This window comes from Mangrovivirga halotolerans (genome assembly GCF_026241165.1).
Lineage (GTDB): Bacteria > Bacteroidota > Bacteroidia > Cytophagales > Cyclobacteriaceae > Mangrovivirga > Mangrovivirga halotolerans.
In genome coordinates, this window is the sequence record NZ_JAPFQN010000006.1 from 524227 (window position 1) to 547428 (window position 23202).

26 protein-coding genes are annotated in these 23202 nt (G+C 36.0%); 12 read left to right on the forward strand and 14 right to left on the reverse strand.

Annotation, left to right across the window (positions count from 1 at the left end; genetic code table 11):
- The first annotated feature begins 63 nt into the window (after positions 1-63).
- The gene (gene hflK / locus OO013_RS13175) at positions 64-1041 is read left to right on the forward strand and encodes an FtsH protease activity modulator HflK (RefSeq protein WP_266057330.1); all 978 of its coding nucleotides are present in this window, start codon (positions 64-66) and stop codon (positions 1039-1041) included.
- Positions 1041-1979 carry a protease modulator HflC gene (gene hflC, locus OO013_RS13180; protein ID WP_266057331.1) on the forward strand — a complete coding sequence of 313 codons (939 nt, stop codon included), beginning with the start codon at positions 1041-1043 and terminating at the stop codon, positions 1977-1979. The genes hflK and hflC overlap by 1 nt, the downstream gene beginning before the upstream one ends.
- Here the strand turns inward: hflC and OO013_RS13185 are convergent, their stop codons facing one another.
- Together OO013_RS13185 and OO013_RS13190 are read right to left on the reverse strand one after the other, a co-directional pair.
- Entirely contained in the window at positions 1980-2870 is an 891-nt protein-coding gene (locus tag OO013_RS13185) for a UbiA family prenyltransferase (protein ID WP_266057332.1), read from the reverse strand.
- On the reverse strand, positions 2855-3454 hold the full coding sequence (locus OO013_RS13190; RefSeq protein ID WP_266057334.1) for a nitroreductase family protein: 600 nt from the start codon (positions 3452-3454) through the stop codon (positions 2855-2857). Before OO013_RS13190 ends, OO013_RS13185 begins: the two co-directional genes overlap by 16 nt.
- 56 nt (positions 3455-3510) lie before the next feature.
- Between OO013_RS13190 and OO013_RS13195 the strand changes: the two genes are divergently transcribed.
- Positions 3511-4131 (forward strand): AAA family ATPase, encoded by a 621-nt coding sequence (locus tag OO013_RS13195; protein ID WP_266057335.1) that lies wholly within the window; start codon positions 3511-3513, stop codon positions 4129-4131.
- A gap of 11 nt (positions 4132-4142) precedes the next feature.
- On the forward strand, positions 4143-4418 hold the full coding sequence (locus tag OO013_RS13200; RefSeq protein WP_266057337.1) for a hypothetical protein: 276 nt from the start codon (positions 4143-4145) through the stop codon (positions 4416-4418).
- Here OO013_RS13200 and OO013_RS13205 read toward each other — a convergent pair.
- Positions 4408-6195, reverse strand: a complete 1788-nt coding sequence (locus OO013_RS13205) for an AMP-dependent synthetase/ligase (protein WP_266057339.1) — start codon at positions 6193-6195, stop codon at positions 4408-4410. The genes OO013_RS13200 and OO013_RS13205 overlap by 11 nt on opposite strands.
- A gap of 61 nt (positions 6196-6256) precedes the next feature.
- On the reverse strand, positions 6257-7477 hold the full coding sequence (locus OO013_RS13210; RefSeq protein ID WP_266057341.1) for an NAD(P)-dependent oxidoreductase: 1221 nt from the start codon (positions 7475-7477) through the stop codon (positions 6257-6259).
- A 45-nt stretch (positions 7478-7522) separates the two neighbouring features.
- Here OO013_RS13210 and OO013_RS20295 point away from each other — a divergent pair, with 45 nt between their 5' ends.
- Positions 7523-8071, forward strand: a complete 549-nt coding sequence (locus tag OO013_RS20295; protein WP_500796398.1) for a methyltransferase family protein — start codon at positions 7523-7525, stop codon at positions 8069-8071.
- Positions 8072-8088: 17 nt separating this feature from the next.
- Here OO013_RS20295 and gltX read toward each other — a convergent pair whose 3' ends face one another.
- From gltX to OO013_RS13240, 6 genes are all read right to left on the reverse strand, one after another.
- Positions 8089-9612, reverse strand: a complete 1524-nt coding sequence (gene gltX / locus OO013_RS13215; RefSeq protein WP_266057342.1) for a glutamate--tRNA ligase — start codon at positions 9610-9612, stop codon at positions 8089-8091.
- A 62-nt stretch (positions 9613-9674) separates the two neighbouring features.
- Entirely contained in the window at positions 9675-10157 is a 483-nt protein-coding gene (locus OO013_RS13220; RefSeq protein ID WP_266057344.1) for a hypothetical protein, read from the reverse strand.
- Positions 10157-10537: a RidA family protein gene (locus tag OO013_RS13225; RefSeq protein WP_266057345.1), complete on the reverse strand. Its 381-nt coding sequence runs from the start codon at positions 10535-10537 to the stop codon at positions 10157-10159. Before OO013_RS13225 ends, OO013_RS13220 begins: the two co-directional genes overlap by 1 nt.
- Positions 10538-10543: 6 nt before the next feature.
- Complete coding sequence (gene glmS, locus OO013_RS13230; RefSeq protein WP_266057346.1) at positions 10544-12382, reverse strand: glutamine--fructose-6-phosphate transaminase (isomerizing); 1839 nt, start codon at positions 12380-12382, stop codon at positions 10544-10546.
- Positions 12383-12400: 18 nt separating this feature from the next.
- A complete protein-coding gene (locus OO013_RS13235; RefSeq protein ID WP_266057347.1) occupies positions 12401-13870 on the reverse strand; it encodes a DUF4270 family protein in 1470 nt (489 codons plus the stop codon).
- A complete protein-coding gene (locus OO013_RS13240; RefSeq protein WP_266057348.1) occupies positions 13842-14642 on the reverse strand; it encodes a glycogen/starch synthase in 801 nt (266 codons plus the stop codon). The genes OO013_RS13235 and OO013_RS13240 overlap by 29 nt, the downstream gene beginning before the upstream one ends.
- Before the next feature lie 122 nt (positions 14643-14764).
- Here OO013_RS13240 and panC point away from each other — a divergent pair, with 122 nt between their 5' ends.
- The 7 genes from panC to OO013_RS13275 all read left to right on the forward strand — a co-directional run bounded on the left by panC (position 14765) and on the right by OO013_RS13275 (position 20461).
- Positions 14765-15613: a pantoate--beta-alanine ligase gene (gene panC, locus OO013_RS13245; protein WP_266057350.1), complete on the forward strand. Its 849-nt coding sequence runs from the start codon at positions 14765-14767 to the stop codon at positions 15611-15613.
- 5 nt (positions 15614-15618) lie between these two features.
- Positions 15619-15966, forward strand: coding sequence for an aspartate 1-decarboxylase (gene panD / locus OO013_RS13250; protein ID WP_137089275.1), 348 nt, complete (start codon positions 15619-15621; stop codon positions 15964-15966).
- A gap of 2 nt (positions 15967-15968) precedes the next feature.
- A complete protein-coding gene (locus OO013_RS13255; protein ID WP_266057354.1) occupies positions 15969-17036 on the forward strand; it encodes a lysylphosphatidylglycerol synthase transmembrane domain-containing protein in 1068 nt (355 codons plus the stop codon).
- Complete coding sequence (gene rfaE2 / locus OO013_RS13260) at positions 16993-17481, forward strand: D-glycero-beta-D-manno-heptose 1-phosphate adenylyltransferase (protein WP_266057356.1); 489 nt, start codon at positions 16993-16995, stop codon at positions 17479-17481. The genes OO013_RS13255 and rfaE2 overlap by 44 nt, the downstream gene beginning before the upstream one ends.
- A 12-nt stretch (positions 17482-17493) precedes the next feature.
- A complete protein-coding gene (locus tag OO013_RS13265) occupies positions 17494-18186 on the forward strand; it encodes a zinc metallopeptidase (protein ID WP_266057358.1) in 693 nt (230 codons plus the stop codon).
- 50 nt (positions 18187-18236) lie between these two features.
- Positions 18237-19376, forward strand: a complete 1140-nt coding sequence (locus OO013_RS13270) for an acyl-CoA dehydrogenase (RefSeq protein WP_266057361.1) — start codon at positions 18237-18239, stop codon at positions 19374-19376.
- A 155-nt stretch (positions 19377-19531) separates the two neighbouring features.
- Positions 19532-20461 (forward strand): helix-turn-helix domain-containing protein, encoded by a 930-nt coding sequence (locus OO013_RS13275; RefSeq protein ID WP_266057362.1) that lies wholly within the window; start codon positions 19532-19534, stop codon positions 20459-20461.
- Here the strand turns inward: OO013_RS13275 and OO013_RS13280 are convergent.
- From OO013_RS13280 to OO013_RS13295, 4 genes are all read right to left on the reverse strand, one after another.
- Positions 20444-21217 (reverse strand): phosphoglycerol geranylgeranyltransferase, encoded by a 774-nt coding sequence (locus OO013_RS13280; RefSeq protein ID WP_266057363.1) that lies wholly within the window; start codon positions 21215-21217, stop codon positions 20444-20446. The genes OO013_RS13275 and OO013_RS13280 overlap by 18 nt on opposite strands.
- A complete protein-coding gene (locus tag OO013_RS13285) occupies positions 21210-21605 on the reverse strand; it encodes a hypothetical protein (protein ID WP_266057364.1) in 396 nt (131 codons plus the stop codon). The genes OO013_RS13280 and OO013_RS13285 overlap by 8 nt, the downstream gene beginning before the upstream one ends.
- A 5-nt stretch (positions 21606-21610) precedes the next feature.
- Complete coding sequence (locus tag OO013_RS13290) at positions 21611-21943, reverse strand: phage holin family protein (RefSeq protein ID WP_266057365.1); 333 nt, start codon at positions 21941-21943, stop codon at positions 21611-21613.
- A gap of 102 nt (positions 21944-22045) precedes the next feature.
- On the reverse strand, positions 22046-23200 hold the full coding sequence (locus OO013_RS13295; RefSeq protein ID WP_266057366.1) for a Na/Pi symporter: 1155 nt from the start codon (positions 23198-23200) through the stop codon (positions 22046-22048).
- Positions 23201-23202 lie beyond the last annotated feature (2 nt).

Consider the following 23202-nt stretch of genomic DNA (forward strand, 5'->3'; position numbering starts at 1 on the left):
AGTCAATTTTTAATATTTTATAATACAATAATTTAACGCAAAATTTAAATTCAATTAATATTTATGACTGATTATTCAGATGCAGGAAGCAGAGCATCAGAATTCCTTAGAAAATATAGTAAGTTTCTAATATTAGGAGTGCTGGTTCTCATTACCATCTTTACCACTGTTAAACCGGTAGGGACGGAAGAAGAGGGCGTTGTAATTTTTCTTGGTAAATATTCCAGGACTGTAAAGCCCGGACTAAATTTTATTTTACCTTTTGGGATTGAGAAAATGTATAAGATCCCTGTTCAAAGACAGCTTAAGCAAGAATTTGGGTTTCGAACAAAAGACGCTGATGTACGAACAACTTATTCATCCGGGAATTTCTCTGATGAATCATTAATGCTTACCGGTGACTTAAACCTTGCTGACGTAGAATGGGTAGTACAATACAGAATTGTCAACTCATATAATTATTTGTTCAAAGTAAGAAACGCTGAAGATGCGTTACATGATATGGCTGAATCTGCTATGAGAAAAATAGTGGGAGACAGAACGGTAAATGAAGTTATTACAATTGGAAGACAGGAAATCGCAACTGAGGTAGAAAATCACCTACAAAAAATGTGTAACGAATACGAGAACGGTATTCGTATCGACCAGGTGGTGTTGCAGGATGTAAATCCACCCGAACCAGTCAAACCATCATTTAACGAAGTGAATGAAGCGCTACAGGAAAAAGAAACTTTGATCAATCAGGCAGAGTCAGATTACAACAAAGTAATACCAAGAGCAAGTGGTGAAGCAGAACAAACTATTGAACAGGCAGAAGCATATTCTCTAAACAGAATCAACAGGGCTAAAGGTGAAGCTGAAAGATTCAATTCACTTTATAATGCTTACATCAAAGCCCCAGAGGTTACTAAGAAACGGATTTATTACGAAACGATGGAACGAATTCTACCTAAAATTCAAAGTAAAACAATCATCGATGAAAGTGGTAAAAACGTACTTCCATTATTAAATCTTAATAACTCATCAAACACCAATAAGTAATGAAGAAATCTAAAATAATAGCACTCGTTGCAGGAATAATCGTTGTTATCGGTCTTTTAATGAGTACATTTATCGTTAATGAATCAAAACAAGCAATTGTTACCCAATTTGGTAAGCCAATTGGAAAACCAAGGATAGAACCCGGCTTGTATTTTAAAATTCCGGTTATTCAGAAAGTTCAACTTTTCGATAAGAGATATTTAAAGTGGAATGGTGATCCAAACCAGGTTACCACTAAAGACAAAAAATATATTTTTGTTGATACTTATGCCAGGTGGCAAATCACAGATCCCTTGAGGTTTTTTATTCGATTAAGAGATGAGAGATCAGCACAATCAAGATTAGATGATATTTTGGATGGAGAAACCAGAAATGCTGTCGCTAGCTTTAACCTGCTAAATCTGATAAGGTCATCTAACAGAGAGCCCGTTGTTTCTGAGGACTATCTTCAGGAATTGGATGAACTGGAAGAAATTTCCGTTGGTAGAGCACAGATTGAGGATATGATTCTCGAAAAAGCAAATGAACGAACATCGGATCTTGGAATTAAGATTCTGGACATCAGATTCAAGAGGATGAATTATGTTGATGAGGTTAGAGATCGTGTGTATGATCGTATGATTAGTGAAAGAAAAAGAATCGCAGACCAGTTCAGATCAGAAGGGCAAGGAGAAGCGAGCAAGATTAAGGGTAATAAAGAAAGGGATCTTGCAAAAATTCAGTCTGAAGCTTTTGAACAGGCAGAAATTATTAAAGGTAAAGCGGATGCGCAAGCAACTTCTATTTATGCTTCTGCCTATGATAGGAACTCTTCTTCAAGAGAGTTTTATTCTTTTTTAAGAGCCATGGAGGCTTTAGAAAAATCATTTGATGATAAAACTACAATTGTAATAACAACTGACAGTGATCTATATAAATATTTAAAAGAAACGGACTAATTACCAGACAGTTCTTAAGATAAGCAAACCAATGAAGCAGGCATTTAGTAGTAATGAAGCTACTGTGTTTTGCTTCATTGTGTTTTTAAAATTTACTACCCTTTCTCCATGTTTTTTATAATTCCAAAACCACAGGGCTAAATTTAGTTGTATCGGAATTGTGCATATTAGAACCCATAATGCATATCCTGGGTTGTCTCTGAAGAAAAGAAAAATTACCAGGCCTAACCCAGCAATTGTTAACAGAACAGAAGAGAAAACAAACGTTCCTTTGATTCCTAATGCCAGGCTAATGGTATTATCCCCTCTTTTATAATCTTCTTTATGTTGATATATCTGCGTTATTGGATATGATCCATATAACATGAAAGAAGCAATTGCAGCAGAAATCAATATTTTCGGGTCGGTTAATTCTGATAAAGGCATTTGCGGATTATTAATTAAGCTAACGCTCATTACTACCCAGGCCCCTTGAAAAAACCCCACGATCAACCAGCTTAGCCAGGGATATTTTTTCAATCGTATTTTGGGGTAGCTATATGCCCTTGAAACAAGAATGTAGATAAGGCAAATAAAAAGAAATTTGATTCCAATAAAAAAGTAAGCAAGTATTAAAGCTGTTAGATCAAGGAGATTTGCAGCAGTTAATAGAGTTTTGTTTACTTGAGGAGGTCTTTCAAGTCCACCAATACTTTCTTCATCTTTATCGTAGTAACTATTAAACCCATTACTGGCAGGGTAGATCAACAAATGCCAGATTATAAATCCAGTTATGCTATTGAGAGTATTAATTTCGTCAGAAACGAATAATCCCAGCAGAAAAATAGGCGAAAGGAAAAGTGAAAAAGGAAACCTGAGATGTAAAAGAGTTGAAGTTAATTTTTTATCCATTCCACTTTTTCAGTTATGGGTGACCTTCTGCTTTGTGGCCATTTTTTGTCAGTATTACCAATAAATAAAAAACCCAATAGTTTATCATTCTTATCAAGGCCAAAAAACTTTAATGCTTCGTTTTCATAGGTTATTCCTCCTGTACTCCAGTAACATCCGACTTTATAGGCTGAAGCAGTTAACCACATATTCTGGACAGCACTAGCAACTGAAATTATTTCTTCAACTTCAGGAACACTTTCTTTTGGGTCCCTTTTCATACCAATAGCAATTACATGACTGCAGTTTAATGGTTTTGACTTTAGCTTTTGGTAAGTTTTTTCTTTAAAATCTCCACGGTCGGTTGAAAGTCTTTTGTATAATTCTGACTGGAAATCCGCAAGTTTCTTCAGCCCTTCTTCCGCAAAAACAGAAAACCGCCAGGGTTGAGTAAGCCGGTGAGTAGGCGCCCAGTTGGCCGCTTCCAGCATTTCATTAATAATTGAATCATCAACAGGCTCTTCATTAAATGCTACCGGATAAACAGATCGTCTGTTTTGAATAAAATATTTTAATGTAAGTATTTTCTGACTATTGTCGGCCATTTATATCTGTCGTTTTATTCTAATTATTATATTTGGAAAGCAATTTAAGAAATATAATGACAAAAATAATTTCTTTCATATCTCGTAAAGGAGGAACTGGAAAAACAACCAATGCAATTAACCTTGCTACCATGTTTCATTCCCTGGGCCATAAAATCGCATTGATCGAAACGGATAACAACTATACTCTCAACACGCTGAGAAAAATGGAGTTATATAAAACCGGGGCCAATGAACATAACCTTTTTCCCATAATTCCATCCTTAGATGAAAATGCTATAGAGGAGATTGAAAAGTTAAAAGAAGAAGGTCTGGATTATATTTTAGTTGATAGTGCAGGAAAAACAACAGATAAAAATATTAAAAAGCTTTGTATTGCATCTGATGTAGTGATTGTGCCAACCAGCCTGTCGCCAAATGACCTCTTGGTTACTTATCAAACAGTAAAAGATCTGGAACCAGCCAGAGAATTCAATGAAAACCTTAAAATACTGGTTCTTCCAAACAGGATCCATTCTCAAACCAGAAAAGAAACTATTGCACAGGCAACCGAAGAATTAGAAACTATAGTACTTGGCAATAAGGTTCCTATGAAGAATCTTTTTGTCAACTTTTCAACTATTTTATCTGAAAAGGAATATTTACCTGTTGCTAAAGAAATCCTGGAACACGTTTAAATTTTTTAATTATGGCTAAGAAAAGTACCCTCAAGGACCTCAATTCATTTTTGAATCAACAACCAAAAAGACTTGATAGCGAATCTGATATTCAACCATCAAGTATAGATTTGGATAGTGTACAAGCAATTGCCAAGGCAATTAATGAAATCACAAAAGATAGTGGTCTTGAAGCATCAGCTATCTTAAGCACGATAATAGAAGAAGTTTATCAAGAGAAAAAGGATAAAAGCCCGGAAGACTATCTATTACTAAACAGTGCGGCTTATTTAAATGCTAAGAATTAACAGTTTTCTCTTGATAAATCTCTCTTATTAGATTTTCATATCTTTTGTGAAGAACTTTTCTTTTTAATTTAAGTGTTGGTGTGAGTTCACCTGACTCAATTCCCCATATATCAGGAATAAGAGCGTGTTTCTTTATTTTTTCAAACTGAGCGAATCTTTCATTAGTTTTCTCCACAGCCTTAGCTAATAATTCTTTGATTTCAGGCTTTTCAATCAAGTCGTAATTCGAGTCGAAAGAGATATGATGAGATTGTGCATAATTACTAAGCGAATCAAAGTCAGGATGAATTATAGCTCCCGGGAATCTTTCCCCTTCTCCAATAACCATGCAGTGCTCAATAAATGGTGATTCTTTGAGTGCATTCTCTATAACCTGCGGAGCGATATATTTGCCGCCGGAGGTTTTAAACATTTCTTTTTTACGGTCAGTGATTTTCAGGTATTTTCCATCAACCATCTCTCCAATGTCTCCAGTCATTAACCATCCATCTTCATTAAAAGTTTTTGCAGTCAGCTCTGGTTGTTTGTAATAACCTTTCATCACGTTAGGACCTTTTACAAGAACTTCTCCATCTTCTGCAATTTTAACATTTACTTTATCTAGAGGAGGCCCAACACAACCTATTTTTGGATCGTCATATAAACTAAAACTAACCCCCGGAGAAGTTTCTGTCTGTCCATAAGCCTCAAGAATAGGCATATCCGCAGCCCAGAATGCTCTGGCAATTTTAGATTGCAGTGCCGCTGCACCTGAAACTATAAATAATATTTCGTTGCCCAGAGCTTCTTGCCATTTCGAAAAAATCAACTTTCTGGCAATTTTAAGTTTAAACTTATAGAAAGAACTATTTCCATTTGTTTTATACTCATCAGCTAAATTAACAGCCCAGAAAAATAAAGATTTTTTAATTCCGGTAAGCTCACGTCCTTTGGAAACGATTTTTTGATATACTTTTTCTAATAGTCGTGGAACTGTAGTAAATAAATGAGGCTTTATTAACTTGAGGTCTTCTCCAATAGTGTCGATAGATTCAGCGTAATAAATCGAAACTCCCAGATAAAAATACATACCGGAAGCTGTTCTCTCAAAAATATGACAAAGTGGTAAAAAGCTAAGCGCTTTCGATTGATATGTCGGCCTTATTTTTGGAAATATTTTGGAAATACTAACCAGGTTACTCAAAATATTTCCGTGACTAAGCATTACTCCTTTGGGTTTCCCTGTAGTTCCAGAGGTATATATAATTGTCAGTAGGTCTTCAGGGCTAACTGCAGTGATCGCACTCTCTAAATTATCGACCAACTGGTCAGTCAGATTTAGCTCATCCAGATAATCATAGAAGTTCTTATATCCCTGATCTTTCAAGAAACAAATAACTTCAGCATTGATACCAGCTTCTTCTAGCCCTTCGCTAGCTTTATCAGCAAGTTCCTTATCTTCACAAAAGACAATCGAAACTTCAGCTTCACTGAAAATGTATGCATAGTCTTCGGCAGTAATCGTCGGATAAACAGGAACAGTTACTGCTCCGATATGCTGAGAACCAAAGTCTACCACATTCCACTCTCTACAATTATTGCTAATAATGCCAATTTTTGCATCTTTTTTAAACCCATCCTGTAGCAACCTCAGGGCGAATCTCCGACATTCTCTGATAAGCTCTTCTGTCGACCAGGCATCAATTTTTCCATTATGAATGTTTGCGACAGCTACATCTTTAGGATAATGTACTTGCTGAAAGTATAATACATCAAAAACTCTTTGAGGTTGATTCATATTTATTACGGTTAATAGACTCTAATATAATCTCTGCTTATTTATTACCAAAACCACCGGGTCATTTTCCATCTGCGAAATGCTGTAAATAAGAAAAACGGCTAGTTAATTTCCCTCCTTTTGTGATTGTTGCATTTTTTATAACGAGGTTATCTATATCATTTTTAGTCAATGCTCCGATCACATTATCAGTTAATTGCCTTCCAAAATCCTCAGAAGCATCACGTGGTAACTCACAAGGCAAATTATCAACAGCCATTACTGTTACATTGGCTTCGTCAGAAAAAGGTGTTTCTTCCATTCCTTCAGATTGATTATAATCATAAAAGGGAGAATCAATTGTAGAAGGCCGTATAGTTGAAGGGATTGATCCTTCAATATCACACGTAATATCAGCAATTACTTTAATTTTGAAGCTTCGGTCAAGCATATCTTCCTGCTTAAATAGTACAGGTTGCGATGGATCCCAATATGCTCCTGCTATCAACAAGTCTGCATGTTTCGTAAAATCAAGAAAAGTTGAATAGTATCTTTCAGGGTGGTTATGAAATTCAGTTTTATTAAAAAGTCCGTCGCCTTTTTTCTTATAATAATCCATGCTGCTTAATTGAGTATAAACCGCGTGGTCATAATTTTCCTCTATAAATTGTTCAGGACTTACCTTTCTTATACCTATTCCATTAAGGACTTCCATGGCTCCTTTAGCAACTCTTCCGCCTCCGGTTAAAGCAATTTTTATAGGAGGCAGATTAACTTTGTCATATTCGTTTTTAAGCTCTTTTAAATCGAAACAATCTTTTGCCCTTTTAAGTTCAAATAAATGGTACCTCTTGCCATAAGTAAGAATCCCATTATATGCACCAACTATTCCTGCCCAACGACCAAAGGCAACTACCCGAGCTCCTTGTGGGTTGGTAAGAACTTCGTAGTCAATTAAGGTAATATCTTTTTCTATAATTTTTTGCAGGAGCTCCCGATTATATTCTTGCATTTTTATAGTATGAGAAAAGAATAAATACGTTTTGCCCTCTATAAGCCACTCCTTTGGTACTTCTTTTACCCCTAAGAGAATATCAGCCTGTGAAGGATCTTCCATAGGCATGATCCCGGCATTAATATATTCATCATCAGAAAAACATCGAATATCAGAAGGCTGGAAATAAACAGTTACATTTGTATATTTTTCATTAATTATAGCTGCTTGCTCAGGAGTTAAAGGAACTCTTCGATCGATTGGCCTTTTTCCTTCTTTGATCAAACAGATTTTAATGTTATTTTTCATTTAAATGGTGGGTTAATGGTTTTTATTGTTGTTTTAAATTGGTTGATGTTTTATTTTCTGCACAGTTTCCTGGCCGACACGCAAATTAAGGAAAAGACTCGAAAACTAACAGGACTGAGCAAGCGACAATACCGATTAACATATACGATATTTAGCACATTTCATTTTTTAGCTTTAATAGGCATTTATTATTTATTGCCGAAAGAGGAATTCATACATCTCCCTTATTCCAAAATTGTATTTATTATCACGCTTATTTTCGGAACCATTATAATTGTGAGCTCATTTCATATTATATCCATAAAAGAGTTTACAGGTCTGGAAAAACAAAATGACCCCCCTCAGTTAATAAAATCAGGCATTTACAAATACATCAGACATCCCATTTATACCGGGACTATATTAATTATTTTGGGCTGGCTTTATAGTTCACTGAACCTTTACAGTCTAATTATAGTTGTAATTTCATTTTTGTATTTGCCAATAGGTATTTGGCTTGAGGAAAGAAAGCTAATAAAAGAATTCGGGGATAATTATATTCTTTATAAAAACTACGTTGGAGGAATAATTCCAAAATATAAAAGCCGGAACTAATTGTTCCGGCCTATTTATTATCCTAGCGTTTCTACTGCTGTTATCATACGATCGGTACTTTCTTTAATACCAAGGAAAGCAATAATATCCATAAGATCAGGTCCGCCTCCCTGACCGGTCAGGGCCAACCGAATACATGGCATTACCTTACCCAGTCCGATATTACGCTCATCTACTATCGTCATCAATGTATGTTTTAATTTTGCAGGATCTTCAGTGTTTTCTTCTTTGATCTTTTCAGCAAAATCCATAATAATTTCAGCGGCTTCATTATTCCATTTCTTGCGCACCAATTTTTCATCGTATTCAGTTGGTTTTTCAAACAAATACTTTGATTCAGTATACATTTCAGCAATGAAGGTCACTCTTTCCTTCATAAAAGAAGCTATTTTTGCGCACTTTTCTTCTTCGCAATCGATGTTATGTGATTCCAGATATATTTTTAGTTCCTTGCCTATCTCTGCATCACTTCTTTCCTTCAGGTATTGCTGGTTAAACCATTTTGCTTTTTCAATATCGAATTTAGCCCCGGCTTTCTGGATTCTGTTTATATCAAAAAGCTCTATCAATCTTTCTTTTGAAAAGATGTCCTCGTCATTTCCCGGATTCCATCCTAGTAATGAAAGAAAGTTTATAAAAGAATCTGGCAAATAGCCTGATTCTTTGTACCCATAACTTATTTCTTTCTTTTCAGGATCAGTCCAATTCAAAGGAAAAATCGGAAAACCTTGTTTGTCAGCATCTCTCTTGCTGAGTTTCCCATTTCCACTTGGTTTTAAAAGTAAAGGAAGGTGGGCGAATTCAGGCATTGAATCTTCCCAGCCTAAATATCTATACAATAAAACATGTATTGGAGTTGATGGAAGCCATTCTTCTCCACGAATTACATGAGTTATTTTCATCAAATGGTCATCGACAATGTTAGCCAGATGGTATGTAGGCATTCCATCTGATTTCAGTAAAATTTTATCTTCAAGTGTTCCTCCATGAACTTTAACATAACCACGGATCAAATCCTTAAAGCGAATTTCCTCTTTGGCAGGAACATTAAGTCTTACCACATATGGGTCGCCATTTTCTATTCGGTTTTGTACTTCTTCCGGACTAAGTGTAAATGAATTCGACATTTTAGTTCGGGTAAGAGCATTATATTGCTGATTTGCTACTTTAGCTTCACGTAATCTTGCTCTCATTTCTTCCAGGTCTTCCGGTGTATCGAAAGCATAATATGCTTTTCCGTCATTGACCAGTTGGTCGGCATATTTTTTATAAAGATCTTTCCTTTCTGACTGGCGGTATGGACCATAATCACCTCCTTGGACGGGTCCTTCATCAGGAGTCAACCCAGCCCATTCCAAAGCCTGGATTATATAATCTTCCGCACCTTCAACATACCTGTTCTGATCAGTATCTTCAATTCTTAAGATGAAAGTGCCATTATTTTTCTTTGCAAAAAGATAATTGTATAAAGCCGTCCTTACTCCTCCGATATGAAGAGGGCCTGTAGGACTTGGTGCAAATCGTACGCGTACGTTACTCATTTTGGGAATATATTTATATCAAATTTCAGGGCTACAAAATTAACAGAACCTTGTTAATTACCCTAATGAATACTCTTGTCATTCAATACTCTGGACAGAGCTTTTCTGGCTTTTTGCGAATGCATATTAAAATTCACCAGGGTGATCAGATAATTACCAAGACCTAAAAGAAAAGCAAAGCCTGCATGTAGAATGTTTTCTTTTGCGAATAAAAAATAAAATCCTAAAGCAAGGGCCATGGTTGTCCAAAATGCAAAAAACATTTTTGTTGATGGCATTAATCTGTATTTCAGAAATAAAATACTACCCTGTGAAGTTGCCTCAATTTTTCCGATTATAATAGGATTAAAATTTTCCGGCTTTACTGTTTTTTTACTTATTCGGAAGGTGTTTTTTCCGATTATGCCTTGAAACAGAAAAGAGGCAGATGAACCATCTACCTCTTCATATTTTAAGTTATGTGTTCTTTTATTAAGTATTGAAACTACCTCTTCAATGTTATATGAAGACACCAGAGTTTCATTTTTAGCTGGAAAAATGCCCATTACTTAACTGCAATACAAGATATTTCAACATTAACGTCTTTTGGCAACCTTGCTACCTCGACCGTTTCCCTGGCAGGGGGGGCTCCTTTAAAATAAGCAGCATAGCATTCATTTATATCACTGAATTGCCCCATATCTTTAATAAAGATTGAACATTTAACAATATTATCGAAGCTCATGTCAGCTTCAGATAAAATGGCTTCAAGGTTTTTCATAACCTGATGAGTTTCCTGAGTAATATTGTCATCAAGAATTTCACCGGATGCCCTGTCGATAGCAATCTGACCTGATACGAAAAGCATTCCGTTAACCAATACAGCCTGACTATAAGGACCAATGGCCTCAGGAGCATCTTTAGAGTGTATAATTTGTTTTGCCATAATTATCTATTCTACAGTAACTGATTTTGCAAGATTTCTTGGCTGATCGACATTACAATCTCTCATTACAGCAATATGATAGCTTAATAATTGTAATGGAATAACAGAAACTAAAGGCATAAGTTCTTCAGTTGTAGCTGGAACTTCAATAGTATAATCTGCCATCTGAGGAATAATTTCATCCCCTTCGGTTACGATAGCAATAACTTTACCTTTTCTTGCTTTAACTTCCTGGATATTTGAAACTATTTTTTCATAACTACTATCCTGAGTAGCGATGAAAACAACAGGCATTTCTTCATCAATAAGGGCGATAGGTCCATGCTTCATTTCAGCAGCAGGATAACCCTCAGCATGAATATATGATATTTCCTTAAGCTTTAACGCTCCTTCCAAAGCAACCGGGAAATTATATCCTCTCCCCAGGTAAAGGAAGTTTTTAGAGTCTTTAAATTTTTCAGAAATCTTTTTTATCAAGGAGTCCGTCTTTAAAGCTTTTTCAACCTTTGTTGGGATGCTCTCTAATTCCACTAAAAGTTCGTGGAATCTACTTTCTTTGAGGGTGCCTCTTCTTAATCCTAACTTCAGAGCCATCATTCCAAGCACAGTTAATTGAGCAGTAAATGCTTTTGTACTGGCAACTCCAATTTCTGGTCCGGCATGAGTATAGGCGCCTTCATGTGTTAATCGGGCAATACTCGAACCAACGACGTTACAAACACCAAAAATGATTGCTCCTTTAGATTTAGCAAGTTCGATTGCAGCTAAAGTATCCGCAGTTTCTCCTGATTGACTAATAGCAATTACAATATCCCCTTCATTAATGATAGGATTTCGATATCTGAATTCCGAAGCATATTCAACTTCTACAGGAATTCTGCACCAGTCTTCAAAAATATATTCTGCCACGAGGCCTGCATGCCATGAAGTTCCGCAAGCGACGATTATAATTCTTTCAGCTTTATCAAGCTTATGCGCATATTCCCTTATACCCCCTAAAACAAGATGTCCTGAGTCTGCTTTAAGTCGACCGCGCATACAATCTGCAATAGATTTCGGCTGTTCAAATATTTCTTTTAACATGAAATGCTCAAAACCACCTTTTTCTATTGCTTCAAGCTCCATATCCAATGTTTGAATATAGGGCGTCAAAGGGATATCCTCAATATTACGGATGTTTAGTTCACCATCATTGATAACAGCAATTTCCTGATCATTCAGATATACAACCTCATTAGTGTATTCTACGATCGGAGTAGCATCTGAAGCAAGAAAAAACTCATTTTCACCAACTCCAATTACCAAAGGGCTTCCTTTTCGTGCCGCTATTAATTGCCCGGGATTATTTTTATCCATTAGCACAATTGCATAAGCACCAACTACCTTACTGAGTGCAAGCCTAACAGCTTCTACCAGCGAACATCCTTCTCGGTTTCTTATATCTTCAATGAAATGAAGAAAAACCTCTGAGTCTGTTTCAGATTTAAAAATATGCCCTTTGCTTAAAAGATCTTTTTTTAGTGAATCATAGTTTTCTATGATACCGTTGTGAATCATAGCAAGAGAGCCTGTGCTGTCAGTATGTGGATGCGCATTGACATCATTTGGTTCGCCGTGTGTGGCCCACCGTGTATGACCAATACCTATATTACCACTCAAATCTTCGCCAGCGGCAAAGTTTTCAAGGTCAGCTACTTTACCTTGTTTTTTATATACGTTAAGCTCTCCGTTTTTTGCAAGGGCAATTCCGGCGCTGTCATATCCTCGATATTCAAGCCTTTTTAATCCTTTAATAATAACAGGAGCTGCTTCTCGTTCTCCAACATAAGCGACTATTCCGCACATAGTAAAGTTATTATAATTTTATTCCTGTAATATACTATAATATACTTTCAACTGAACTTTTGACCCGGTGGTTACAATTCGGTTAAAAAGATTTACGCGTTGAAATGGTGACCCAAATAAAAGAAGATTATATTCAGGCGTAAGGTCCTGAGACTCCGCTTGTAAAAACATAGTCATTAGTTTTTTATAATCACCCTCAACATATGATACTGGGCCTACAGGAGCAAACAGGTTATCTATTTCCTGTCCTCCTAATGTTGGTGTTCCCTGATATGGAGCATTAAACACAAGCACTTCATATGCTTGTTCCTCTAAGACACCCAAAGGCCTTATTAGTGTAGAGTCCACGTCACTGAAAAACAAATTATTACTGTTGCTTGTATAATACAAGTATGCCTCTTCCGGAGGAGCAATCCTACCTTCATCTTCTTCGTCTTCCTTACTCGGAACATCCATAATAGCGATTTCGGCATGGTTTATTTGAAACCCGACAATATCCGTACTGTTAAGACTGTCAACAAAACTTCTATAATCACTCAGGTCAAGCTTTGCGGTCAGTCCGGTTATTGGCTGAACGAATACTTTATCGTTTATGAGATCACTTTCATAAACATCAAAGGGAGGAATTGTAGATAAATCTGTGCCACTTCTATCTATATTTAATGCATTATGGTAATCCCCGAATGTTTGAGTGGTAAGATATACCGTAAAAGCTTCAGATGTAGTGTCTTGTGCATTTTCCCTGAAGTAAAGAGTAATTCTTGGACTGGCAGTATTATTGATATAATACGCAGAGTTGTCAATTTCATCTGGTACAATAGCAATTCCTTTTAAAAAGTTTTTAAAAGCAGTAGTGTCTCCAAAAGCACCACTTTCCTTTTTAATTGCTTCATCAAAAATCTTTTGACCAAAATCATTAGACAGGTTAAAAGTAAGATTTAGCGAAGTGATTGTTTCCAGACTATCTCTTTCTTCAACTACCACCGTATCACCAAGAATAGTTGGATCATAAGTAAGATGATCAAAAGTATACCGGTATTCTCTGTCAGGATAAACTTCAGTAAGTTCATGAACCGAAAATCTTCCCGGCAGATTGTTTTTAGGGTTTAGCTTTTTTGAAACAGGCACAAACATTTTAATGGAATCCAAAACAGAAGTCTCATCAAACCTGTCTTCAAAGGTTGAAACCTCAGGAGGGTTAGGACTATAATATCCTATAGACTCAACTGTTCCAAATTCAGGATCAGTATATGATCCTACCGGAGTTTCCAGGCTTCTGCTTGAAATCACTGAATCAACTTGTACCTGCTTGATATCAAGATCAATATTTCTGACCAAGGTTTGAAGCCTTCCGATGTTCTGGTCAATTTCAAGACCCACTTCTGTAGGGTCTTCACAAGCCGAAAAAAACAAAAGGGCCAGACATAATAATGCCGGCCCTTTTGTGAAAAAGGTTTTATTAAACTGCAAGTTCATTGTAAAGATCATAGTATGACTCAATGAGAGTCTCCTCGTTATTGATTTCTTTAATGTTTTCAGATTCAAAAAGTTTTTTGAGTTCTTCATTATAATTTTCCTCTGCTTTTATCACGACGTCAGCATAGGTAATTCCGGTTTTTATGAAGCCGGCAAGATCACCCGTTTTTAGATGCTTTAATTTTTCGTCGTCAATATCAATCATCCTGGCTTTTTCAACAAGGTCTTCACCAAATTTATGCGTAAAGTTATTGTTATAAATTGTGAAAACACTTTTTGCACCGCTAAAAATAGGATCATTTTTATAAGTTGTTTTCAAATACATTGGAATTAAACTTGTGATCCAGTCATTGCAGTGAACAATATCTGGAGCCCAACCAAGTTTTTTTACTGTTTCCAACACACCTTTGCAGAAAAAGATTGCTCTTTCATCGTTATCTTCAAAGAACTTCTCCTGCTTGTCATGGAAAACGCTCTTTCTATGAAAATAGTCTTCGTTGTCTATAAAATAAACTTGAAGTTTTGCATTTGGAATTGAAGCCACTTTTATAACTAGTGGTTTTTCTTCGTCGCCGATAGAGATGTTAATCCCGGACAATCTTACAACTTCGTGTAATCTGTTCTTTCTTTCATTGATTGTCCCAAATCTTGGTACCAAAATCCTGATCTCCATTCCTCTTTCCTGCATTGCCTGAGGAAGTTTTCTGACAAAGTCAGCTACTTTTGAGGTTTGTAAAAAAGGATTGATTTCGCTTGCAACATAAAGGATTCTTAGCTTCGACATATTTGTATTCAAGGATGGTTTTTTTCTTTTCAAAACACAAAAATACATTTTTTTCTGTTGTTTTTCAAATAAATTATTAAGTTCACGTAAATTTGCGGCTTATTATGCCAAAGCAAATTTAAATGGAGGTATTTTCATCGATTGAGACATATAGCAAATGGTGGAAGGCTCAGCCTAAAAACCTGACCCTCGGATTTGTTCCGACAATGGGGGCACTGCATCAAGGTCATGTCTCTTTAATTAAAGAGTCAAAAAAACATTCTGACCTGACAATAGCCAGTATTTTTGTTAACCCTACTCAGTTTAACGACCCGAATGACCTTTTAAAATATCCCAGAACTCCTGAAAAAGACATTGAAGCCCTGCACGAAGCCGGGTGTGATGTTCTTTTTATGCCTTCAAGCGAAGAAATCTATAATAATAAATACAATATAACTATCAATCCCGGGCCGTCTGCTGAAATTCTGGAAGGATCATTCAGGCCGGGTCATTTTAAAGGCGTACTACAAATCGTTAGTAAATTATTTAATATCATCAGGCCGGATATTGGTCTATTCGGAAATAAAGACCTTCAACAACTGCAATTAATAAAGAAGATGGTTTTATCTCTTAATTATCAAATTGATATAAAAGGAGTGGATACGGTCAGGGAAGAAAGCGGGCTGGCTATGTCCAGTAGAAATGTAAGACTTGACTCAAAAGAAAGAGATCAGGCCCTTCAGCTCATTAAAAATTTGAACTTTGCACGTCAAATGTGGGAAAAAGGTGAAGAATTAGCTAAAATAAAGAGTGCAGTTAAAGAAAATTTTGGCAATTTTGGCTCTCTGAAACTAGAATATTTTGAAGCGGTTGAACCAGAAGCGTTTGAAATCGTTAATTCTCGTGAAGACCTGAACAGCCAGGTGGCTTTTTGTGTAGCGGCTTATGTTGGAGATGTCAGGCTTATAGATAATATTGTAATTGATAATTAAACGACATGCAACTCGAAGTACTTAAATCAAAAATTCACAGAGTAAAAGTGACACAGGCAGAACTTCACTACGTGGGAAGTATTACTGTGGATGAAGATTTGATGGATGCTGCAAACCTGATTGAAAACGAAAAAGTACAGATCGTTAATATAAATAATGGCGAAAGGCTGGAAACATACGTAATTAAAGGTAAAAGAGGGACCGGCGAAATATGCTTAAATGGTCCGGCAGCAAGAAAAGTCCAGGTAGGTGATATTATTATTATTATTTCCTATTGTATTCTCCCTTTTGAAGAAGCAAAAGACCACAAACCTGTTCTGGTTTTCCCTGATCATAACAATAAGGCTAATTAGGATTGACTAAGCAACGAATAAAATTTTTTATTAATCTGCTGGTATCATTTGGTCTGGCAGGGCTGCTCTTTTATTTGAGCTATGATACAATAGAAACAGCCCCAGGTCAGTCTAAATCAGATTATATCTGGAGTTTATGGCAGGAAACTAATAAGCTTCCTTTATTTCTTTCCGGAGGTTTGATTCTTTTGAGCCACATGATCAGGGCCGAAAGATGGAAATTATTGAATGCACCACTCAATTATAAAATTTCTTTTTCGAATAGTTATCATTCGGTCATGTCCGGATATATCGTAAACCTCCTGATACCAAGAGGAGGTGAATTATATCGGTGTTACATGCTTAATAAATTAGAAAAAGTTCCGGTTAATGTTTCAATTGGAACTGTGATTGCAGAAAGGGCTGCTGATTTAGTCTTTCTTCTTTTACTGATCGGAACTTCGTTCTTCATAGAGTTTGAAAAACTATTATTCTTTATAAAAGAGAGCAAAATTCTTGAATATGTAGGGGTAGGTAATTCTTTTTCATCAACCCTTTTATTTATTGCTCTGGCAAGTGTTGCTTTTATAATTTTACTGACTTTTCTGGTAAAAAAAGTTAAGCCTGATTTTTATAATAAAGTGGCAGCGAAAATCAAGAATTTGATGATTGGTATCAGGGATGGAATAGGTTCTATTTTAAGACTGGAGAAGAGAGGGCTGTTTATTATTTATAGTATACTGATCTGGGTTTTATATTATTTAATGACCTATGCTGTAATGAAAGCATTTCCGGAAACTAATCAGTTAGGTCTTGTAGCAGCATTATCTGTATTTACTATTGGTGGTATAGCGATGACTTTACCTCTTCCCGGGGGCATTGGATCTTACCACGTGCTCGTGCCGCTTGGATTATCAATACTTTATCAAATTGATCAAAGTGAAGCAAAAGGGTTTACTTTTATATTCCATTCTTTTTTAACTTTGGTGACCATTCTGGCAGGTTTTGTCAGTTTAATTTATGCCCAGATTAAAATTCACAGAAAAAATGTCAACGAAGTCGTCGAAGAAAATACTGTCAGATCGGAATAAAGCCTCAAAAATTGTTTCAGATTGGAAAAAAGCAGGCGATAAAGTGGTTTTTACAAATGGTTGTTTTGATCTGATTCATGCTGGTCATGTCGAATACCTTGAAAAAGCCTCAGAAAAAGGAGACAAACTCATTATTGGGTTAAATTCTGATTCCAGTGTAAGGAATATTAAGGGTAAAGAAAGACCCATAGTAAACCAGGATGCCCGGGCCAGAGTCTTAGCTGCGCTCGGATTTGTGGATATGGTTATTTTCTTTGAAGAAGATACTCCTCTTGAATTAATAATGGCACTAAAGCCAACGACATTAATTAAAGGAGCAGATTACAATATCAGCAACATTGTAGGAGCAGATTTCGTAATTGAAAAGGGTGGTACGGTTGAGACTATTGATTTGGTAGAAGGGTTTTCAACCACCAACATTATTGAAAAAATTAAAAGACTTTAAACACATAAAAAAATGATTTGGATAATTTTTATCGTTTTTGGTATTATAAGCTTTGCAGTAAGCCAAAAGCTGAAATCAAAGTTTAAAAAATATTCGAAGATCGGCCTTCAAAACGGACTTACAGGTGCCGAGGTTGCCAGACTTATGCTGGCTGATAATAACATTCACGATGTTAAAGTAACTTGTGTACAGGGAGAATTAACTGATCACTATAATCCTGCTCATAAAACAGTAAATCTTAGTGAAGCAGTTTATCATGGCAATAGCGCAGCATCAGCAGCAGTAGCTTCTCACGAATGCGGGCATGCAGTACAACATGCGAATGCTTATAGCATGCTAAAAGTCCGGTCCGCATTGGTTCCGATTCAAAATGTAAGTGCTAAAATCCTTAATATAGTGGTGATTGCATCCATTTTTGGAGGGGCATTTTTATTCAACAGCTTTCCCTTCCAAAGCATTTTATTAATCATCATCGGGGCTTATAGTGTGATGACTCTTTTTTCTCTTGTTACTCTACCGGTAGAGTTTGATGCAAGTAAAAGAGCATTAGCCTGGGTAAAAAACCGAAACATTGTTACAACATCAGAATATGGTATGGCAAAGGATGCTCTAAAGTGGGCGGCAATGACTTATGTAGTTGCAGCAATAGCTTCTCTGGTCACTTTGATGTATTATATTTCATTATTTTTGGGTTCAAGAGATTAAAAGTATTAAATTCGCTACCCTTCAATATAGAACATTAATCTTAAGTACGAATGCAACTACAATTTACTGAAGAACAACTAGCTGTAAGAGACGCAGCACGTGATTTCGCACAAAACGATTTATTACCTGGTGTAATAGAAAGAGATACAAATCAGGAATTTCCTGCAGAGCAGGTTAAAAAAATGGGTGAACTCGGATTTCTAGGAATGATGGTTGATCCTAAGTATAATGGAGGAGGTATGGATACTATTTCATATGTCCTTGCAATGGAAGAAATCTCCAAAGTTGATGCTTCAGCAAGTGTTATTATGTCTGTAAATAACTCTCTTGTATGCTGGGGACTTGAAAAATATGGATCTGAAGAACAAAAGGAAAAATATTTAAAGCCACTTGCATCCGGAGAAATAATCGGAGCTTTTTGTCTTTCTGAGCCTGAAGCAGGTTCTGACGCAACTTCACAAAGAACTACTGCGGAAGATAAGGGTGATTATTACCTTCTTAATGGAACAAAAAACTGGATCACAAATGGTGGTAATGCATCTGTTTATCTCGTAATGGCACAGACTAATCCGGAACTTGGACATAAAGGTATCAATTGCCTTATTGTTGAAAAAGGCATGGACGGATTTACTGTAGGAAAAAAGGAAGATAAATTAGGTATCAGAGGTTCTGACACACACTCTTTGATGTTCCAGGATGTAAAAGTTCCTAAAGAAAACAGAATTGGAGAAGACGGGTTTGGTTTCAAATTTGCTATGTCGACACTTGATGGAGGAAGAATCGGTATTGCTTCTCAAGCTCTTGGTATTGCTTCAGGAGCATATGAACTATCAATGAAGTATGCAAAAGAACGCAAAGCTTTCGGTAAGGAAATAGCAAAACATCAGGCAATTCAATTTAAGATTGCCGACATGGCAACTACAATAAATGCTGCAAGATGGATGTGTCTTGAAGCAGCTTACCAGAAAGATCAGGGTCAGAATTATGCCAGAGCTGCTGCAATGGCCAAATTGTATGCCTCTCAGGTGGCTATGGATGTAACAGTTGAAGCCGTACAGGTACACGGAGGATACGGTTATGTTAAAGAGTACCACGTAGAAAGGTTAATGCGGGATGCAAAAATTACACAGATCTATGAAGGGACTTCGGAAATTCAAAAGATCGTTATTGCCCGAGATGTGCTTAAATAATGATAAAGTACAATTATAACTTTCATTGTTTTCTTACATGACGCATTAATCTGGGAAATTACAATTTGAGAGTTCAAGTATTTTTTTTACTTTGGTGCTGAATTTTTTAATAGATACAATCAAAGGCGGATTATAACGCCGCCTTTTCAGGGCTTATGGAGGATTATAATAAGATTATTGAATCGTTATCGGTAAAGTTTTTAAGTGCTAAAAACATTGAAGTACTTAGATCTGTTACTGTGAAAAATTTGTACGATGTAGAGAATACGATTTTAAAACTACGTCATGGTGAAATTTCGTTTGGGGAAGATGAAATAGAAACTCTTAGAGAAGGAGAGATACTTTTCGTACCCGGCGGTAAAGGAGTTCCGATAACGTATGGTCCACAACCTGCTGATCAGGTTAAAAGTGATGACTTTTTAAACTTAAAGGAGAATTACTTAAAATCAGGACGCGATTTATTTTCACCGTCAAATAGCGATGACACTTATTTTAGCAGTATTAGTTTCACTGCTAAGGTATTTGACTCAGTTAATTTTTTCGCTTCTCTTGATATTCCTCCTTTTATCATCAGGAATGATGAGAAATTATCTAATCTGATTGAAGAGATCATTGAAGAACAAAGCAATGAACTCCCGGGAAGAGATCGCCTGATCAAGGTTAATACAGATCTTCTTGTAGTAGAGGTTATTAGATATATTTTCAGAAATGAGTTATTTATTGAGCAATTAGCGACAAATGTAACTTATTTCAAGGATCCGCGACTTTTGGATATCTTCGCTTTTATTAAAGAGAACATTGGTGGAGACCTGTCTAACAGAGTATTAGCAGGTGTTGCAAATGTCTCTGAAGATTATGTTGGACAGTACTTTAAAATGCTGACAGGTATTAATCCTCAGGATTATATTGAGTACCAGCGAATGGAACAGGCTGTCAACTTATTGAGAACGACTAAGAAGAGCATTCGTGAAATAGGTAAGGAAGTTGGATATAAAGACACAGCTTATTTCTGCCGAAGATTTAAAATGATGTTCGGAATTCCTGCAGGTAAAATGAGAAGAAGAGAATCAGTTATGAACGTTTAAGGATTGATTATAACGTTCTACAATATTAGCAACCTCGGTCATCAGGCCGGGGTTTTTTTCTATCCCATTGCCAACGACTACTACGTCTGCACCTGATTCTATGCATTGCAAAGCTTTTTCTTTATTGGTTATTCCACCACCGACAATTAAAGGAATTTCAATTGATTTTTTAACCATTTTGATCATGCGAGGAGGTATTGGTTTTTCTGCGCCGCTTCCACCATCCATGTATATTACTTTTTGTCCAAGTAGTTCTCCAGCCATAGCCGTACTTGCTGCGATATCCGGCTTGTCAGAAGGTATAGGCTGACTGTGACTCATGTAGCCAGCAGCAGTCGGTTTTCCACTATGAATAAGCATGTAACCAGTACTGATAATTTCTATTTTACTCTTTTTCAACACAGGGGCAACTAAAACATGTTGCCCAATGAGTAATTCCGGATTTCTTCCGGAAATCAATGAAAGCAATAAAAGGCCATCAGCATGTGGGTCGAGTTGAAGATTGTTACCTGGAAATAAAATAACAGGAATATTAGATCCTTCTTTAATAGCAGAAACTACCCAGGATAAGTTTTGGTGCATCATGAGACTTCCACCGATAAAAAAGTAATCAACTTTGTTTTCGACCGCCATCATGATAAGCTTATTAAGCCTGACAGATGAATCAATTTTATCCGGATCGATTAAAACAGCAAATGACTTAGTGCCTTTTTTAGTTTTTTCGGTGAGGTCTTTATATAATTCCCTATTATTCATTATTGTTTTTGGATACAGCTTTATCTGATTCTTCTGAATTATTCTCCAGGAACTCATTGATTTTTTCTTTTGCCAAAGCAAGGGCAAAAATACCAGCCTGATATTTCATTGCTTTCCAAATGGAAAAATCGTCTTTTTTAACCTTCTTGTCAACTTTTACAACTTTAGCAGAATCAGTTTCCTCTTCGGAAGTTTCCTCATCAGAATCTTTTTTACCTTTAAGTAATTTATACGTAAGATATGCAGTTAAAACAGCTCCACCAGCAATAAGGGCTCTTTTTCCCCATACTTCTGCTTCTTCCATTATATCATCTAGTTCTTCTTCCATTAAATAACGGTAGTAATCAGAGTTATTTTTTAACTGTTCCTTTTTTTTATCACTATCCATATTTTTTAAATATTACTGTCAAATAATTCAACCATTCTGTCCCTTAATTTTTTCTTAAAAGAAGGAGACTGAGAAATGAAATATGCTGCTACAGCAAGTATAGCATAAATAATGCTAACCGAGCCAAAGCCAATTAGTAAACTTTCGGCCCACTTTGATATGGCCAATGCCAGTAGAATACTAACAAAAACTATAAATAAAGAGAGCATCCCGATAAAAAACATGATCGCAACAGCATGCGTAATAAGCAGTGCTATTCTTTGCTCAATATCAAGCTTAACAAGCTCAACCTTATTTTCTATAAATCGATTGAATGCTTCAATAAGAGATTTGTACATGTTGGCGGTTGATTATTTTATATAAAGTTAGCCCACAATATTATACTCTACTTGATATTAATGAAAATTATTCGGGACTGCAAGAAAGACCTCGACCTGTAATTATTGGTTGTCAACTCTTTGTTCATGGTATGACCCAATTTTGTTATTGGTTATACCGTTCTCTGACTTTTGGGAAAAGTATATAAGAGTGTATGGAAGTAAAAAGAAAATAAAAATTATATAAATAAACCCTGCAATTCGATATTGGCCGGTAAGCTTTCCTAATTTTTCTGCTAATACTACAGGGATTTGGCGAAAAGCCTTGTTTGGTAAAAATAAAACGACTCCGAATAAATTAAATAATAAATGAACAACAGCAACATTAATTGCTGCGCCTCCAGTAAAAATAGCTACTAAAAGAGCTGTAATAGTTGTGCCTATGTTAGCACCCATAACAAACGCAAAGCCCTGATTCATAGATATTTTTTTTGTTGCTACCAGTGGAACAACCAAAGGAGTCGTTACCGAACTGCTTTGCACACCAGCTGTGATTACAGTGCCCCACAGAAAAGACCTGAGGGGATTTGTAAAAAAGTATCTTTGCATTTTTTCTTTTGATTCTCCGATTAACACTAGGCTTCCATACTTGGCAAGCAGCTTGATAGTAATAAGTAAAATTATAAAAGAAAGAATTGATAATAAGATGTAACTATCAAACCATCCGACGATTACAGATGAAATTTTGGTTTCATGAGTAATAAAAGAAATATCAGTATCGATAAAATTGTAACTTAGGCTCTTGAATTTGTTTGAAAGAAAACTTGTTATATTACTTAAAAAACCCGTAGTGATTTCGAGAGGAAACAATATAGCAGTAACTATGATATTAAACATATCATGTACAGTTCCGGCCGCTATAGCTCTTCTGAATTTGTTTTTTTGATTAACAAAGGTTAGTGAAACCAAGGTGCTTGTCAGAGTTGTACCAATATTTGCCCCCATAATAATTGGGATTGAACTCTGAAAGGAAATAGTGCCTGCTGCTACCATGGTAACAATTATACTTGTTACAGCAGAACTACTTTGAATAATAGCAGTAGCAATTAATCCAATAAAAAGTCCGATAAAAGGATTACTGGTGGCCTGAATCAATGAATTAATAGTTTCCTGACTCAAAAGCTTGAGAGAAGAAGCCATTACATTCAGCGTAATAAAAAACAGTATTAAGCTGGTAATTATAATGGAGTAATATATATGGACCTTTCTGTTATTCATTG